Here is a 17,595-nt window from a genome sequence, read left to right on the forward strand (position 1 = left end):
TTAGTGGTCTCCATCCTTAAAGGTGGCAGCGGAAAGCGGACGCGCCGGGGTTTTCTTCTGACCAGGACCACCCTCTTCGGTGATATGGCCTTCGCCGGTAACCGGTCCCTGCTTAATCAGACGCATCATGTAGTGATACCCCACGCCGAACACCGAGCTGTAGACCAGAATAAAGGCCAGCAGGCTGATGCTCATGTGCATATCCCCATGTGCCGAGACCGCATCAATCGTGCGCTGCACGCCATAGACCACCCACGGCTGACGACCGATTTCAGTGGTAAACCAGCCTGCCAGAATCGCAATCAGACCCGATGGCCCCATCAATAGCGCAAACCACAGGAAAGGACGCGACTCATAGAGACGCCCTTTAAAACGCAGCCACAGGCTGACTACGCCCAGCGTAATCATCAGCAGGCCCAGCGCCACCATCACGCGGAAGGACCAGAAAATGACCGTTGAATTAGGCCGGTCCTCTTTCGGGAAGGACTTCAGCGCCGGGACCTGCTTGTCCAGGCTATGCGTCAGAATCAGGCTGCCAAGATAAGGCACCTCCAGCGCATACTTGGTACGTTCCTGCTCCATGTCGGGGATCCCGAACAGGATCAGCGGTGTGGCTTCACCCGGTGGGTTTTCCCAGTGCCCTTCAATCGCCGCGATTTTGGCAGGCTGGTGTTCCAGCGTATTCAGACCATGAGCATCACCAATCATCGCCTGAATCGGCGCGACAATCAGTGCCATCCACAACGCCATTGAGAACATCTTGCGGATTGCGGGATTGTTATTTCCCTTCAGCAGATGCCAGGCCGCCGACGATCCCACAAAGAAAGCACTCGCCAGGAACGCCGCTACAGACATATGGAACAGGCGATAAGGGAATGAGGGGTTAAAGACGATTTTGAACCAGTCCTGCGGAACCACGATGCCATTCTGAATGATGTAGCCCTGAGGCGTATGCATCCAGCTGTTAGAGGCCAGGATCCAGAAGGTGGAAATCAGCGTACCGAGGGCGACCATGCAGGTGGCAAAGAAGTGCAGCCCGGGACCCACGCGATTCCAGCCAAACAGCATCACGCCCAGGAAGCCCGCTTCCAGGAAGAACGCCGTCAGTACTTCATAGGTCAGCAGCGGACCGGTGATACTGCCAGCAAACTCCGAGAAGCCGCTCCAGTTCGTCCCGAACTGATAAGCCATGACCAGTCCTGATACCACACCCATGCCGAAGTTAACGGCAAAGATTTTCGACCAGAAGTGGTAGAGATCGCGATAGGTGTGATCGCGGGTTTTGAGCCACATACCTTCGAGCACGGCCAGAAAACTGGCGAGACCGATGGTGATGGCGGGAAAGATAATATGGAAGGAAACAGTAAATGCGAACTGAATCCTGGCCAGATGAAAGGCATCTAATCCGAACATTGCTTACCTCTTTGCCACATAGAACACCATGTATTTACTTATAATTAACAACTTAAGCCTGATGCGCCTGGTTCTCTGCGCTTATTGAAATTCCCGCCGCAAATTTAAAACTATTCGCGGCGAGGAAATAGAAACAGTGGGGTTAATGAAAACTATAACAGTCTTTATTGATTCTGATCATTGTTTTTGACGGGAATTATTTATTTAAAAATAAGGCCTAAAGGTTAATCAGAGCGTGTTTATGTGTCGTTAATGTTACGGTAATTTGTACTTTAAAAATCGATAGCGCTAAAGCGAACCTTGCCTGAAAAATGCCTTCAACAGGCTGTTTTCAGGCACTATTTTGTTATAAACCCTGATTGAGTAAAGGTCAAATTTTAGAGCCTCCAAATTAAATACCCTTATTTTTTAACAGGTTAAAAGAGTAAATAGTTACCTCTGCCGCTTTGTTTGCTTTTTTGCTTTTGCCTGGCTAATGCAGCTATAACTTCTGACAGAAAAAACGCAGAACGGCGCTTTTAAGCGCCATCAGAGATGTTAATAAAATGAGTCAAAAAGAAGGTATGAATTAACAGCGCGCTGCGGGTAGTCGATTATTCCGGGCCAGAGATTCATAAAACGATTTAATAACCAGCAACCGTGCGAAAAGATCGACTGGATTATTTGCGCTGCCGTTACGTTATCGCGCTTTCAGGAAGTGAGATGACAGACAAATGGGGTCAGAAATTTTGCAGCGAGTATACCCATGCCGTCACGTTATGACGGCTGATACAGGGTGATTTTACTCTGCCGCAGATTTTTCGCGCTGTGCCAGAATCCGGCTCAGGTTCAGCTCCAGCCAGTCAGCCAGCCCCACAACCTGTTCACCGACTTCGCGTCCAAGCGGGGTTAAGCGATATTCCACGTGCGGTGGCACCACATCGTAGGCGATACGCTGCACGAAGCCATCTTCTTCCAGGTAGCGCAGATTCTGCGCCAGCATCCGCTCGCTGACGCCACCGACCGTCCGGCGCAACGCGCTGAAGCGCAGCGTCTGGTCCTGCAGGGCCAGCAGAATTAATACGCTCCAGCGGCTGGTTACGCGTTTCAGCACGTCACGTGACGGGCAGTTGACGTTGAGCAATTCACCGCGGATAAATTTTTCACTCATTTTTTCAGACATTTAACTTATCCACCTCAAACTAACAATTCTGTAAGTACTTACTAAAAATTAGTTTATACACTAGTCTGAATTTCACCAACAGCCACAGGAGTATTAACATGATTGCAGTTACAGGTGCCACCGGCCAGCTGGGCCGTTTCGTGATTGATGCATTACTGAAAAAAGTCCCGGCGGGAGAAATTGTTGCCGCCGTCCGTACGCCTGCCAAAGCGGCCGATCTCGCAGCGCTGGGCGTCATTGTCCGTCAGGCCGATTATGGTCAGCCAGAGACGCTGGAGGCCGCTTTTGCAGGCGTGGATAAGCTGCTACTGATCTCCGGTAGTGAAGTGGGCCAGCGTGAAGCGCAGCATAAAGCCGTCATTGAGGCTGCTCGGGCGGCGGGCGTGGGCTTTATCGCTTACACCAGCCTGCTGCATGCGGATACCTCGCCGCTGGGCCTGGGCGTTGAACACCGCGCAACAGAAGCGCTGCTGAAAGCCTCTGGCATCCCGTTCGCCCTGCTGCGTAACGGCTGGTACAGCGAGAACTACGCAGCGAGCATCCCACCGGCGCTGGCGCATCATGCGTTTATTGGCGCAGCAGGCGAAGGTCGTATCGCCTCGGCAGCGCGTCAGGATTACGCCGAAGCGGCGGCAGAAGTAATGACCCGTGAGGATCAGGCGGGCAAAGTGTATGAACTGGCAGGTGATGACAGCTACACGCTGGCGCAGTTTGCTACGGAGATTGCCGCACAGAGCGGTGAAAAGGTTGATTACGTCAATCTCTCTCAAAGTGAGTTTGCGGCGGCGCTGAAAAACGCAGGCCTGCCAGAAGGTCTGGCGGAAATGCTGGCGGATTCTGATGCCGGTGCAGAGAAAGGCGGTTTGTTCGATGACTCCCGTCAGCTAAGCCAGCTCATCGGTCGCCCCACCACCACCTGGCAGGCAGTCATTCGCGCGGCACTGGCGAACCGTTAATTCTGTCGTTCATGAGCGGACAATCGGGTCCGCTCACCTCACTCTCCTGTCCGAATTCCCGTTGGGTATGCCACTTTCTGCACTCTTTGCGGCTGCTGTTTCTTTTACAAAATGTGAATAAACGCCAGTTTTCTTCAGGTTAAATTTTTTTATTCAGGTCGCTAAGAGATTCATCTGAAATGCGTTTTTTGTGAACAGCGTTATATTTGGTTGAATTGTCTGGAATTTATCCAAAAACCTCGATTAATCGACAATATTTATTACGTTCATAGATATTCTGCATTGTTGTTCCGGGGGAGGAGAGGTCTATAATTTGTCCTTTGTGCAACCACGACCGCTCAGGAGGCCGTTATTAATACCCATCGCCAGCAACAAAATGCACTTGAAGAGGTTCGTGCCGGGGCGGAAGTTGAGTATCAATACGATCCCCATGAACTGAAGCTGGATCGCATGCAGGATTCTGAACCGGAGCCGGAGCTGATTGAAGGCTTGCCGGCGCCGGATGCGCTGACCCCTGCCGATCGTTATCTGGAACTGTTTGAACATGTTCAGATGTCGCGGATTTTCGAGGACAGCAAAACCTTCCCCGACTGTTCGCCCAAGTACGATCCGCTGGATGTGCTGATGCGCTATCGTCGACAGAAACGCAGCAGTGATTTTGACCTGTCGCGTTTTGTCGCCGATCACTTTTATCTGCCTGGCGTAAACGAAAGCTTTTATGTCTCCAACCCGGATAAAACGCTCAATGAGCATATCGACGACCTGTGGCCGGTTCTGACCAAAATGCCGCAGCAGCATATGCCGCACTCATCGCTGCTGCCGTTACCCAAACCCTATGTGGTGCCGGGCGGACGTTTTGGCGAAACCTACTACTGGGATTCTTACTTCACAATGCTCGGCCTGGCAGAATCGGGCCGTGACGATCTGCTGCGTCACATGGCGGATAACTTTGCCTGGTTGATCGATAACTACGGTCATGTGCCAAACGGCAACCGTACCTATTATCTCAGCCGCTCGCAGCCACCGGTGTTTGCCCTGATGGTTGAGCTGTTCGAAGAAGATGGCGTGCGCGGTGCTAAGCGCTATCAGGAACAGCTGATGAAGGAGTATCAGTTCTGGATGGACGGTGCCGGTTCACTGATGCCGAACCAGGCTTATCGTCACGTGGTGCGGATGCCAAACGGCTCACTGCTGAACCGCTACTGGGATGACCGCGATACGCCGCGTGATGAGTCGTGGATTGAAGATGTGGAAACCGCCCGCGAATCGAAACGTCCGGCCAGCGAAGTGTATCGTGACCTGCGTGCCGGAGCGGAATCGGGCTGGGATTACTCCTCGCGCTGGCTGCGTAACCCGAAACGGCTGTCGAGCATCCGTACCACGCAGTTTATTCCTATCGATCTGAACTCGTTCCTGTACAAGCTGGAGCTGATGATCGCCACCCTGTCGCACGCGAAAGGGGAAGAGCTGACCGCGCTGGCCTGGCAGAAAAAAGCGGAAGCGCGCAAGCGTGCGATTACCCGTTATCTCTGGGACAGCACCGCCGGTGTGTTCCGTGACTACGACTGGCGTCGGGAGCGTTTCGGTGCCTTTACCGTCGCCTCCGTGGTTCCGCTGTTTGTCGGTCTTGCAACGCCGCATCAGGCGCACCTGCAATCGATCTCGCTGCGCCATCTGCTATTGAGCAACGGCGGCCTGCTGACCTCAATGGTGGAAAGCGGTGAGCAGTGGGATCGACCCAACGGCTGGGCACCGATGCAGTGGATGGCGGTTGTTGGCCTGAATAATTACGGTGAAGAGACGCTGGCGACTGAAGTGGCAGTGAACTGGCTCAACACGGTCAATAACTTCTATCAGTTGCACCATAAGCTGGTAGAGAAGTATGACATCAGCGGCGAGCGCGCCCGTCCTGGTGGCGGTGGTGAGTATCCGTTACAGGATGGATTCGGCTGGACTAACGGCGTTACACGTAAGCTGATGACGATGTATGGGCATTTAATGGCTGACTGAGTAGCGCAGCCTGTAAACCTTTAAAACGCAAAAAGCCGGGCTATCCCGGCTTTTTCATGTTTCATACAGGCTATTCAGCGCTACTTCTTCGCTTCAGTGCCTGGTTGTGACGCACGTTGCAGGAACTGCTGTGTCACTTCAGGCAGGTGCTGCAGCAGCCACTCCGCCATCGCCACTTCCTGATCGCGGATCTCACTCAGTATGCGTACGCCCTGCGCATCACCGACCTGCTCAGCCGCGGCGATCAGGCTGGTGTAGCTGGCGATCTCAGCATTTTCGAATACATAGCCACTGATAGCGCCCTTCACCACTTCATCTGAGTTAAACATGCCGCCCACGGCCTGGCCGGTGGCTGCCATTTTGCCTATCGCATCTTTCATTACAGAGTGATCGATACCGTGGCTGTCGAGCAGCTGTTCCAGCAGAGTCAGCTGATGTTTGGTCTCTTCAAGATGTTGCGCCAGACGCTGTTCCAGCGCCGGATAGTGTTCAAGACGACCTGACATCTTGCTCAGCATGCTTTCTGCTTGTTTTTCCATCGCATGCGCATCGCGCAGCCAGTCGTGATAATGTTCAATCGCAGTCATGTGTTGCTCCTTAAGAGACGGTAATAGAGTCGGCTACCGAGGTGAGCTTCTCATCCGTTTGCTTCTCTTCATTCAGGGTTTCTTCCAGCAGCTGTGCGGCTTTGGTGTAACCCAGCTTCAGCGCCAGCGCATGCAGGGTACCGTAGGTGGCAATCTCATAATGCTCAACTTTCTGCGCCGCACCGATCAGTCCATGATCGCGAATCTCGCCCTTCTCGACCGAGTCGATAATTTCCTGCGCTTCTTCAACCAGACCTTCCAGCGCATGACATTTCATTCGTTTGATTTTGACTTCAGGTGTCACTTCCACCAGTTCGTCGAGTCGTTCAATCTGAGCACGGGTCTCTTCCAGATGCTGATTAAACGCAGCGATAAGATTTTCGTCACTGGCTGCACGCGCCATTTTAGGCAATGCACGGGTTATCTGCTTCTCAGCGCTGTATACATCGGATAAGTCATGGATGAACAGGTCGTTTAACGTTTTCACTGTCATAAGATAGCCTCATTGATTAAAAAGCTGCGTCTGTAATAACGCAGCGCCAGTCATATCGTTGACACCTGAAAAGTCTAGTGGAGATTCTTAATATCGCACGCTGCATCAGTATGAATTTAAGACAAAAGTGGCATGTAAAATGCACTTTCCTTTTTACAGCAACGCGTTAGCTAAAAATTGTTTTTAAGATTGCGGCTTCGCTAGCAGTGCTGGATTTTGTACAAAGTGATAAATCGTTGTATACATTTTTTAAGATTAACTGCATAAAAAAGTACCACTCGAAACTTATCTGTACAAAGTTGTATTTAACGGTACAGCTTTAATCGATAGGAAATAAAAAACCGGAAGGGAAAACCCTTCCGGTTCAATTCACAGCTCCAGCCATTGCCAATGATGGAGCAATGACATAATTCAGGGTGTAATTATCTTCACGAGGAACTAAAAAGATTCAAAATGCCCGGCTAACAGAGTAACCCTGCCGTTACAGCAGTGTTAAAGACGTTCAGCTCCGGCGGCTAACCTTACCTCCCTTGCGCCCCGCTTCAATGGCACGTTCAGGATCGTTTTTGAAGTTACCGCCGCTTTTCTGGCCTCCTTTGCGCCCTGCTTCAGCAGCACGCTCTTTGTCGGCCGCAAAATTCCCGGCCCCACCGCGATATTGAGTCATATGCGTCCTCTTTGAATTTTAAAAATTGGAATTTGCACAGTTAACGCTTCATCAGGCCGATTCAGCAACATAAATGTAGACAGAAAATCGGACCGATCAAGTCAGAGAAATAAAAAACCCGTCACAGTTCTGGTTTATTGGCCGTCCTACCCTCAACCGGATTGATAACGGATTTCAACCATCGCTCTTTTCTATTCATAAAAGAGCCGCAGCATGAAAAATATTTATAACGAAAATCGCCGCGCCCTATTAATCGATCATTTTCAAAAAAAGTCCAATTGAAAAAATATAAGCGAAGCGGCAAAGAGATAATTTCATCAATATCAGGTAGTGAAGATGATCAACAAACGATCAAATTCCCCAAGCGAAGCGCTAATTAGAAATCTGAAACCCTGCTTTTACGTTAAAAATAAGCGAAGCGTGACGCATTGATAGCACCAGTTAAAAATAGCCTGAATCGATCAATAAACGATCAATTATGCTGGTTAGATGAAAATTTTTATTAAAAAGAGAGGTCAGATTTAGCACTGATATCTGAATATAACCGAAGCGGCAAGATTCAGGTATTTGGTGGCAAAAAGCGGGTTTTCGGAATAGTACTAAAAAGTCCTTTCTGCGGGCATACGCATAAATTTTGCATGCCTGCGAAAAGGGGAACTCAACATTATGAGTAAGATCGAGCAAAGCCATGAGGGAGATTGTGCGTTATTGACTTGCAAAACATATGCCCTGTTCAGCAGAGTCAGAGGGAGTCGGGAAAAGTGGAATCAAAAGCGACACCGCGCTTGCCATTTTTCTTGATACGGTACATCGCTTCATCAGCACGCTGCAGTGCAGTATCAAAGTCATCTTTGTCCTGCGCCTGAGACACACCGACAGACGCCCCAATGAGGGCATGCCCGTTTGCCATATCAAAAGGTGCCATTACCGCGTCAAGACAGGCGTGCGCCAGTTTCTTTACCCGCGGATGGTTCAGCGCCCAGGGTATTAACAACACAAACTCGTCGCCGCCCAGTCGGCCAATGATCACTTCTGCCGGAGAGAGTTCCGTAAACCGCTGACTTAACTGGATGAGGACTTCATCTCCGCTGCGGTGCCCCAGGGTGTCGTTGACGTGTTTGAAGTTATCCAGGTCAATAAAGACCACGCAGAGCGGTCCCTGAGCTTTCATTTCACAGAAATAATTCTGCAGAGCATGACGATTGTTGAGCAGCGTAAGGGGATCGTGCAGCGCCAGCAGGGCGAGCTGCTCCTCATATTGCTTCTCTTTGGTCATATCGATGTGAGTGCCGATCACTTTAACCGGCTCTCCGTACGCATTCCATTCGCTGACCCGGCCCCGATCCAGCACCCACGTAATGCTGCCATTTTTGGCGATCATGCGGTGCAGAGCCTCGTAATAAGGCGCTTTCCCGGCGATGTGGTCGTTGAATGCCTGTAGAACGTCGGCGGCATCATCGGGATGCAGGCTCTCTTTCCAGGATTCAAAGTTGGCGTCGGTCTCTTTCGGCTGGAAGCCCAGCATCGCCCCCCAGCGCCGGTTGAAGATCACCAGTTTGCCGCTGGGAATATCCAGCTGCCACAGGAACAACCCGGTACCATCCAGCGCCGCATTGAGTTTTGTGCGGGCGTCATGCGCTATACGCTTCAGACGCGCATTGTGCTTTTTGAGGTTCTGTATCTGCAGACGCAGCGCTTCTTCTGACATAACCGTGTGAGAGGAGGAAAAAGGGGTATTGTGCCTGTCAGGCTGATTCTGTAAAGGGTGGCTTATAAAACACGATTAGCCGCGGTCAATTGCAGGCTGGACAGGATATCAGGCGGTGCCAGTCTGGCAACGCAGCACAGAGGCAAACCTGGCAATTGGTTTCGCCATGAAATCTGTTTGTGTTGCTACAGGGTTGAGAAGTGGAATGGGCGCGGGAGAGGCGAAATTCGGAATGTTCGGGAATGGCGGGAGTCTGTCGAACCTTCGATAACGGGTTCGCCCCATAAACGCAAAAACCCGCCAGAGGCGGGTTCTTTAAAGATGGTGCCCGAACCCGGACAAAAATGCCGGGAGCATTTTTGCATCGCGTGCCAGCGCGACCCAGAGGGCGAGCCACAGGGATGTGGCGAGTGAATCGAACCTTCGATAACGGGTTCGCTCCAGAATGCAAAAACCCGCCAGAGGCGGGTTCTTTAAAGATGGTGCCCGAACCCGGAATCGAACCAGGGACACGGGGATTTTCAATCCCCTGCTCTACCGACTGAGCTATTCGGGCAACGGGGCGCATTAAACCAAAGCGGCCCGGCAGCGTCAAACGCTTTTCACCAAAATCAAATCGACTGACCGCTTTTCCATCAACCCAAAGAGTGGGTCTGACCTGCCGCCATAAACCTCTCTGTTGGCCGGATATATTTTAGTCAGAAAGCAGGCAGAGTCTGCATTGTGACGCGAAATTGCCGATATAGCATGCGAGACCAACACTAATAATAAGGATCGCCATGTTTTCCACCATTACATCAGGTATCGCTTCCCGTCACAGCTGGCAGAAGCGTTCACACTCAGCGGCAACGCTGAGCTCTCTCAATGGCTCCATCGCCATGATTGAATTCTCTCCCGATGGCTCCATTCTCAGCGCGAATGCGCTGTTTCTGGCGCGCATGGGCTACGCGCTGGCGGAGATCGAAGACCAGCACCACAGCCTGTTTTGTACCGCAGAGCAGCTTGAGTCGCGGGACTATCAGGATTTCTGGCTGCGACTGAACCGGGGCGAAAGCTTCAGCGATAAGTTCCTGCGCGTGGCGAAAAACGGCCGACCGGTATGGCTCGAAGCCAACTATGTACCGGTGCAGAACCGCCATGGCCGGGTGATTAAAATCGTCAAACTGGCAACCGACATCACCGATCATATCAACGATGCGCAGGAGCAGCGCGCCATCACCACCGCCATAGAACGGTCGATGGCGGTGATCGCTTTTAACCTCAAAGGTGAAGTGCTGAAAGCCAATGACAACTTCCTGAAAACCATGGGTTATCGTCGTGAGGAGGTAGAAGGTGTTCACCACCGTCGCTTCTGCTCGCAGGCGCTGCGCGACAGCCGCGAATATAGCGAGTTCTGGCAGCAGCTGAACCGCGGCGAATTTGTCTCAGGTCAGTTTCCCCGGGTCAATAAACGGGGTGAGACTATCTGGCTGCGCGCCACCTACAATCCGGTGTTTGACGAACAGGGCAGGCTCTACAAAATCGTGAAATTCGCCACTGATGTGACCGCGCAGGTGGAAAAGAATCAGCAGGAACATGATGCGGCACAGCGGGCTTATCACACCGCGCTGCAAACGGATGAAAGCACAAAGCTGGGTGCCGATGTTATCGCCAGCAGCGTGCAGACCATGAACGCCCTGGCGGGTGAACTGCAGGGGATCTCCGGTGATATTACCGGACTGAGTGAATCCTCAGAGCGTATCGGCGCGATTGTGGAAGGTATCCGCCGGATAGCCGATCAGACTAACCTGCTGGCGTTGAATGCCGCTATTGAAGCGGCACGGGCCGGAACCCATGGCCGCAGCTTTGCGGTAGTGGCTAATGAAGTCCGCACGCTGGCAGCAAACATCAATCGCGCCACCACCGACATCGAAAATCGGATACAGCAAAACCATCAGCTGGCGAGCCGGGCACTGAAAGGAATTGAATCCAACCTGAAGCGCGCCGATCAGGGCGTACAGCTGGCCCAGGAGGCGGGCGGCGTGATTGCGGAAATCCGTGAAGGCGCAACGGATGTAGTACGCGCCATCGGCCAGGTGACCAAAACGCTTAAAGTCTGACGCTCTGCGGGGGCAACCGCCCCCTTTTAAGGTGTTGCCTGAACCGGCGCTTCTGGCACCGGCGGGATAAAGATATGATCCAGAATCGCCCGCATTACGGGTGCCGCAGTAATCCCTTCGTTGCCACCATTCTCCAGTATCAACGCCACCGCGACTTTCGGGTCATTAAACGGCGCAAAGGCGGTGTAGAAGATATGGTCACGTAACCGTACCGGTATCATCTTCGCGTTATAGGTCTGGTTCTGGCGCAGGCTGAACACCTGCGACGTCCCGCTCTTCGCAGCGATGCCATAGGGTGCCGTGTGGAAATATTTATAACCGGTGCCGTTGGGTGCGTTAGCCATGCCAAACATCGCGTGGCGTACCAGTGACCAGTAGGGTGAATGGGGATCGCCAATCTGCGCTTCATGCTGCTGCGGATGATAGTTCTCCACCAGGGTGCCGCGCTGGGTTTTCTCCAGCAGATGGGGGGCAATGACCCGACCGTTATTAATCAGCGCCACCATCGCTTTCACCATCTGAATGGGTGTCGCAATCCAGTAACCCTGTCCGATACCGACTGAAACCGTATCACCCTGATACCAGGCCTTTTTATGCACCTTCTGCTTCCACTCCCGGCTCGGCAGTAAGCCGCTGTACTCCTCATTCAGGTCAATGCCGGTCGATTTGCCATAGCCAAACTGGCTGAGCATGGTGTGAATGCGATCGATGCCCATCATAAACGCCACTTGGTAGAAAAAGGTATCGGCGGACTCTTCGATTGCCCGCGTCACATCCAGCATGCCGTGCCCGGTTTTTTTCCAGTCGCGATAGCGCCGGTCCGTGCCTGGCAGCGTCCAGGTGGGTGCGCCAAAGAATTGCGACTGCGGCGTAATCACATGAGTCAGCAGCGCCGACATCGCCATGTAAGGCTTCACCGTGGAGGCAGGCGGATAGAGTCCCTGCGTGACGCGGTTAATCAGCGGCAGGTCTTTATCCTGTAGCAGCTTTTTGTAGGCCTGATAGCTGATGCCTTTCACAAACGGATTGGGATCGTAGCTGGGACTGGAGACCATCGCCAGCACGGAGCCGTCGTGCGGATCTTCAATCAGCAGCGCCGCACGCTGCCCCGCCAGCAGGCTTTCCACATACTGTTGCAGGTGCAGATCCAGCGTCAGCGTCAGGTTTTTACCCGCGACCGGCGGTACCTCTTTCAGCACCCGCACAATGCGGCCATGATTATCCACTTCCACTTCCTGATAACCCGGCTTGCCGTGCAGCAGCGCTTCGTAATAACCCTCAATCCCCTGCTTACCAATGTTATGGTCAGCCGCATAGTTTTCGGCGATGCCTTCCGCATTCAGCCGTTTATAGTCGTTATCGTTGATTTTCGACACATAACCGATCACATGCGCCAGATCCGCGCCATAGGGATATTCACGATCCTGGTAGGTCTCAATGCTGGCGCCGGTGAAGTGAAATTGATTGACCGCAAAGCGGGCGACCTGCTCTTCAGTCAGCTCCTCTTTCAGCACCACCGGCTTGTAACGGCTGGTCTGCTTCAGCGCATGGCGGAAGGTGTCGATTTCGTCCGGCGTCAGATTAACGATCGGCGTGAGTGCCCGCAGCGTGGCGTCCATGTCGCTGATTTTGTAAGGCGTCAGCGTAATGGCGTACCAGCTGACGTTTCGCACCAGCGGAATGCCATTGCGGTCATAAATCAGCCCACGCGTCGGCGCAATGGGGATCATTTTGATGTCGTTCTGGTTAGAGCGCGTCTGGTAATAGCCATGGTCGCGCACCTGTAAGCGAAAAAGGTTTACGCCAAGAATGGTGAAACAGAGACAGACCAGAGCAAAGGCTATTGCAGCGCGGCGGGCAAACAGCTTCTCTTCAGCTTGGAAGTTACGAAAGTTCATCAGGGGGCATTATCAGGCGATTAATTATTATCTGTTATTGCGCACCATGATAAAGCGCGATCGCGGGCGTGCCAGCGCGAAGATGCACAAGCCTGACCAAAATTGTGTCATTTGATGTGAATGTTACCGGGACGGCGAGGCGGGAAAATGCAGATCCCCCGGTTAAGGGGGATCTGCGCAAGGGGATCGGGCAGCAGGCGTCAATGCCTGCCACGCTGATTAATCACCCAGCAGCACAGACTCCAGCGCAATCTTGATCATGTCGTTGAAGGTGGTCTGACGCTCAGCAGCGGTGGTCTGCTCGTGCGTACGGATGTGGTCTGATACGGTGCAGATGGTCAGCGCTTTAGCACCGAACTCTGCGGCCACACCGTAGATACCTGCAGCTTCCATCTCAACGCCGAGGATGCCATATTTTTCCATCACGTCGAACATCTGCGGATCCGGGGTGTAGAAGAGATCGGCAGAGAAGATGTTACCTACGCGCGCTTCAACACCCAGGTTTTTCGCCGCATCAACCGCGTTACGCACCATGTCGAAGTCAGCAATCGCAGCAAAATCGTGATCTTTGAAACGCATACGGTTCACTTTGGAATCGGTGCAGGCACCCATACCAATCACGATGTCACGCAGTTTTACATCGGCACGCACGGCACCACAGGAGCCCACACGGATGATCTTTTTCACGCCAAAGTCGGTGATCAGCTCTTTGGTGTAGATGGAGCAGGAAGGAATACCCATTCCATGGCCCATTACAGAGACTTTGCGGCCTTTATAGGTGCCGGTGTAGCCCAGCATCCCGCGCACGTTGTTCACTTCTACCGGATTTTCCAGGAAGGTTTCAGCAATGTGCTTTGCACGCAGCGGATCGCCAGGCATCAGCACGACGTCTGCGAAATCGCCCATTTCAGCATTAATATGAGGGGTTGCCATTGTTTAATCCTTATTAAATTGCTGATTTACAGCATGTTCTTGCCATAGTCCATCTCGGACAGGCCAAAATAGTGTGCAATTGTCTGACCAATATCGGCGAAAGTTTCACGGTAACCGAGTGAACCCGGCTCGACTTTCGGTCCGTAGATAAGAATCGGAATGTGCTCACGCGTGTGTTCAGTACCTTCCCACGTTGGGTCACAGCCGTGGTCAGCGGTCAGAATCAGAATGTCATCTTCTCCGACTAACTCCATCAGCTCAGGCAGACGACGGTCAAACAGCTCCAGCCCGCCCGCATAACCGGCAACATCACGACGATGTCCCCAGGTTGAGTCGAAATCAACGAAGTTAGTGAAAACAATCGCCTGATCCGGCGCGGTTTTCATCTCCTGAATCGTCGCGTCAAACAGCGCATCCAGACCGGTCGCTTTGACCTTTTTGGTAATGCCCTGCTCAGCATAGATATCGGCGATTTTACCCACGGAGATCACGTGACCGCCCTTCTCATCCACCAGCTTTTTCAGCATGGTGGCGGATGGCGGCTCGACTGCCAGGTCGTGACGATTACCGGTACGCTCGAACTGACCCGCTTTGTCGCACACAAACGGACGGGCGATAACCCGGCCAATGTTGTAGCCACCTTCGGTCAGCTCTTCACGGGCGATTTCGCACAGCGCATAGAGACGATCCAGACCAAAAGTCTCTTCGTGACAGGCTATCTGGAACACCGAGTCCGCAGAGGTATAGAAAATCGGCTTGCCGGTTTTCATGTGCTCTTCGCCCAGCTGGTCGAGGATCACCGTACCTGAAGAGTGGCAGTTACCGAGATAGCCCGGCAGATCTGCGCGCTCGACCAGTTTGTCCAGCAGTTCCTGAGGGAAGCTGTTCTCTTTGTCGCTGAAGTAGCCCCAGTCAAACAGCACCGGCACACCGGCGATCTCCCAGTGGCCTGACGGCGTATCTTTACCTGACGAAAGCTCGCTGGCGTAAGCGTACGCGCCGGTGATTTTCGCCTCAGGATCCAGACCTGCCGGGAAGCGGCCGGTCGACAGCTCTGCGGCTTTGCCCAGACCCAGCGCGGTAAGATTAGGCAGATGCAATGGGCCTTTACGTCCCTTGTCTGCTTCACCCCTGAAACAGGCTTCGGCGATGTGACCTAACGTATCCGAACCTGCGTCGCCGAATTTATCGGCATCTTTACTGGAGCCAATTCCAAAGGAATCGAGAACCATAATAAAAGCACGTTTCATGCAAGTCTCCTGCGCATTGGCGCGTGACAAGTCAAAAAAAAGCGATCAGATCAGTATACCCGAATGCATCGCAGCTGGCACCGGTTACCGGTCAGTTAGCTGATATCGCTCACACGGCGATAGACAACCGGCGTCTCAGCCGGGGCAGAATCACCGAGCACCAGCGCGGCTTTGACCGCGGCGGCGGCCTGCTGCCATTTGTCTTCGCTGCTGGCGTGAATGATCGCCAGTGGACGCTGCGCATCGGCACGTTCGCCCAGGGTGATCATGTCGCTTAAGCCGACGCTGTAATCAATACTGTCGCTGGCACGCTGACGTCCGCCACCCATTGCCACCACCGCCAGACCCAGCGCACGGGTATCCATGCTGCTGACGATGCCTGGCTGGTCGGCATACACCGGCTTGCTCAGCATGGCTTGCGGCAGATAAGCGTCGTAGCGTTCCACGAAATCGGCAGGCCCCTGCTGGGCAGCGACCATACGACCAAATACCTCGGCTGCTTTGCAGTTATCCAGCACCATCATCAGCTTCTGACGCGCTTCGGTGTCGCTGGCGGCCAGTTTGCCGGAGACCAGCATTTCGCTGCAGAGCGCCAGCGTCACTTCCAGCAGGCGCGGATTCCGCTCTTCGCCGGTCAGGAAGCGAACCGCTTCACGCACTTCCAGCGCGTTACCAGCTGAGGAGGCGAGAACCTGGTTCATATCCGTCAGCAGTGCGGTGGTCTGGCAACCTGCGCCATTGGCGACGCCAACAATCGACTGCGCCAGACTTTCTGACGCCTCATAGGTTGGCATAAACGCGCCGGAACCCACTTTGACATCCATCACCAGTGCATCCAGCCCTTCTGCCAGCTTCTTCGCCAGAATCGAGGCGGTAATCAGCGGGATCGAATCGACGGTGGCGGTGATGTCACGCGTGGCGTAGAAACGCTTATCCGCCGGTGCCAGCGAGCTGGTCTGGCCGATAATCGCCACACCGACCTGCTTGATGATCTCGCGGAAGCGGTCATCGCTCGGGAAGATATCGAAGCCCGGGATCGCTTCCAGTTTATCCAGCGTGCCACCGGTATGGCCAAGGCCACGACCCGAGATCATCGGGACATATCCGCCGCAGGCCGCGACCATCGGCCCTAACATCAGCGACGTCACATCGCCGACGCCGCCGGTCGAGTGCTTATCCACCACCGGCCCATTGAGGTTAAGTGATTTCCAGTTCAGTACCGTACCGGAATCACACATCGCCATGGTCAGCGCCACCCGCTCAGGCAGCGTCATGTCGTGGAAATAGATGGTCATCGCCAGCGCGGCGATCTGACCTTCCGAGACGGTGTTATCACGCACGCCATTGATGAAGAAGCGAATCTCCTCTTCAGTCAGCGCATGGCCGTCACGTTTTTTGCGAATTATTTCTTGTGGCAGGAACAAGGTAACCCCCTGGTTCAGGGAAATCAGGATGGGGAACAGGCGGTCAGCGACCGCCTGAAGGATCAGTAACCCGCTTTGCTGGTGTCGCTGTCATGGCCCAGGGTGTTGAGCAGGCTCGCCAGCAGGCTTGATGCACCAAAGCGGAAATGACGCGCATCGGCCCAGTCGGCACCCAGCGTCTCTTCCGCCATTTTCAGATAGATAGCGGCATCTTCAGCGGTGCGCACGCCACCAGCGGGCTTAAAGCCAACCTGCTGGCTGACGCCTTTATCACGGATCACGTTCATCATGATCTGCGCTACTTCAGGCGTGGCGTTAACCGGCACTTTACCGGTAGAGGTTTTGATGAAATCGGCACCGGCATCAATGGCAATCTCAGAGGCCTGACGGATCAGCGCTTCCTGCTTCAGTTCACCGGTTTCGATGATCACTTTCAGCAGCACATCTGCTTCGGCACAGGCGGTTTTACAGGCTTTCACCAGATCGAAACCGACCTGACTGTTACCGGCGATCAGCGCACGATACGGGAACACCACATCCACTTCATCGGCACCGTAGGCGATAGCGGCGCGGGTTTCTGCCAGCGCAATATCAATGTCGTCATTGCCGTGCGGGAAGTTAGTCACCGTAGCGATGCGGATCTCCGGAGTTCCCTGCTCGCGCAGCGTTTTACGGGCAATCGGAATAAAACGCGGATAGATACAGATTGCGGCGGTGTTGCCTGCCGGGGATTTGGCCTGATGACACAGGGCGATCACTTTTGCGTCGGTGTCGTCGTCATTCAGGGTGGTTAAATCCATCAGTTTCAGGGCGCGCAGGGCAAGGTCTTTGATATCGGTCATGAGGCTCTCCAAAGGATCGGGGTGCAACCCACCGGCTCGCCGGCGGAATGTTATAATAATAACACTCTGATGCCGCCTGATATGTGCCAGGAGTCACATAGGAATAAGAAATTAGTGCAACATTGCCACGTTTACTGTGACTAACATTACAGA

The 17,595-nt window shown here is 53.4% G+C and carries 14 protein-coding genes and 1 tRNA gene; 3 read left to right on the forward strand and 12 right to left on the reverse strand.

The genetic code is table 11. From position 1 onward, the window contains the following. Complete coding sequence (locus tag GVJ63_RS12955; RefSeq protein WP_010671087.1) at positions 1–1,413, reverse strand: cytochrome ubiquinol oxidase subunit I; 1,413 nt, start codon at positions 1,411–1,413, stop codon at positions 1–3. A gap of 781 nt (positions 1,414–2,194) precedes the next feature. After that, complete coding sequence (locus GVJ63_RS12960; protein WP_010248931.1) at positions 2,195–2,575, reverse strand: helix-turn-helix domain-containing protein; 381 nt, start codon at positions 2,573–2,575, stop codon at positions 2,195–2,197. Positions 2,576–2,673: 98 nt separating this feature from the next. Here GVJ63_RS12960 and GVJ63_RS12965 point away from each other — a divergent pair, with 98 nt between their 5' ends. Then, positions 2,674–3,531, forward strand: coding sequence for an SDR family oxidoreductase (locus GVJ63_RS12965; RefSeq protein ID WP_022623861.1), 858 nt, complete (start codon positions 2,674–2,676; stop codon positions 3,529–3,531). A gap of 351 nt (positions 3,532–3,882) precedes the next feature. After that, a complete protein-coding gene (gene treF / locus GVJ63_RS12970) occupies positions 3,883–5,541 on the forward strand; it encodes an alpha,alpha-trehalase TreF (RefSeq protein WP_045139632.1) in 1,659 nt (552 codons plus the stop codon). 80 nt (positions 5,542–5,621) lie between these two features. Here treF and GVJ63_RS12975 read toward each other — a convergent pair whose 3' ends face one another. From GVJ63_RS12975 to GVJ63_RS12995, 5 genes are all read right to left on the reverse strand, one after another. Continuing rightward, complete coding sequence (locus tag GVJ63_RS12975; protein ID WP_060681054.1) at positions 5,622–6,128, reverse strand: ferritin-like domain-containing protein; 507 nt, start codon at positions 6,126–6,128, stop codon at positions 5,622–5,624. A 10-nt stretch (positions 6,129–6,138) separates the two neighbouring features. Beyond that, positions 6,139–6,621: a ferritin-like domain-containing protein gene (locus GVJ63_RS12980; RefSeq protein WP_010248940.1), complete on the reverse strand. Its 483-nt coding sequence runs from the start codon at positions 6,619–6,621 to the stop codon at positions 6,139–6,141. Between the two features lie 502 nt (positions 6,622–7,123). Next, the gene (locus GVJ63_RS12985; RefSeq protein ID WP_004571242.1) at positions 7,124–7,288 is read right to left on the reverse strand and encodes a general stress protein; all 165 of its coding nucleotides are present in this window, start codon (positions 7,286–7,288) and stop codon (positions 7,124–7,126) included. Positions 7,289–8,030: 742 nt separating this feature from the next. Beyond that, on the reverse strand, positions 8,031–8,996 hold the full coding sequence (locus GVJ63_RS12990) for a sensor domain-containing diguanylate cyclase (RefSeq protein WP_159226979.1): 966 nt from the start codon (positions 8,994–8,996) through the stop codon (positions 8,031–8,033). Between the two features lie 480 nt (positions 8,997–9,476). Continuing rightward, positions 9,477–9,552 (reverse strand) — tRNA-Phe (locus GVJ63_RS12995). A 223-nt stretch (positions 9,553–9,775) separates the two neighbouring features. Here GVJ63_RS12995 and GVJ63_RS13000 point away from each other — a divergent pair. Further along, positions 9,776–11,095, forward strand: coding sequence for a PAS domain-containing methyl-accepting chemotaxis protein (locus GVJ63_RS13000; RefSeq protein WP_064689983.1), 1,320 nt, complete (start codon positions 9,776–9,778; stop codon positions 11,093–11,095). Positions 11,096–11,121: 26 nt separating this feature from the next. Here GVJ63_RS13000 and mrdA read toward each other — a convergent pair whose 3' ends face one another. The 5 genes from mrdA to deoC form a co-directional block, all read right to left on the reverse strand. Further along, a complete protein-coding gene (gene mrdA / locus GVJ63_RS13005) occupies positions 11,122–12,993 on the reverse strand; it encodes a penicillin-binding protein 2 (RefSeq protein WP_010248949.1) in 1,872 nt (623 codons plus the stop codon). Positions 12,994–13,212: 219 nt separating this feature from the next. Beyond that, positions 13,213–13,926, reverse strand: coding sequence for a purine-nucleoside phosphorylase (gene deoD / locus GVJ63_RS13010; RefSeq protein ID WP_010248951.1), 714 nt, complete (start codon positions 13,924–13,926; stop codon positions 13,213–13,215). 26 nt (positions 13,927–13,952) lie between these two features. Continuing rightward, the gene (gene deoB / locus GVJ63_RS13015; RefSeq protein WP_159226980.1) at positions 13,953–15,176 is read right to left on the reverse strand and encodes a phosphopentomutase; all 1,224 of its coding nucleotides are present in this window, start codon (positions 15,174–15,176) and stop codon (positions 13,953–13,955) included. A 95-nt stretch (positions 15,177–15,271) separates the two neighbouring features. Continuing rightward, positions 15,272–16,600 carry a thymidine phosphorylase gene (gene deoA / locus GVJ63_RS13020; RefSeq protein ID WP_159226981.1) on the reverse strand — a complete coding sequence of 443 codons (1,329 nt, stop codon included), beginning with the start codon at positions 16,598–16,600 and terminating at the stop codon, positions 15,272–15,274. A gap of 62 nt (positions 16,601–16,662) precedes the next feature. Further along, positions 16,663–17,442, reverse strand: coding sequence for a deoxyribose-phosphate aldolase (gene deoC, locus GVJ63_RS13025; protein ID WP_010248957.1), 780 nt, complete (start codon positions 17,440–17,442; stop codon positions 16,663–16,665). Positions 17,443–17,595 lie beyond the last annotated feature (153 nt).

The organism is Pantoea sp. 18059 (assembly GCF_902706165.1).
GTDB lineage: Bacteria > Pseudomonadota > Gammaproteobacteria > Enterobacterales > Enterobacteriaceae > Pantoea > Pantoea agglomerans.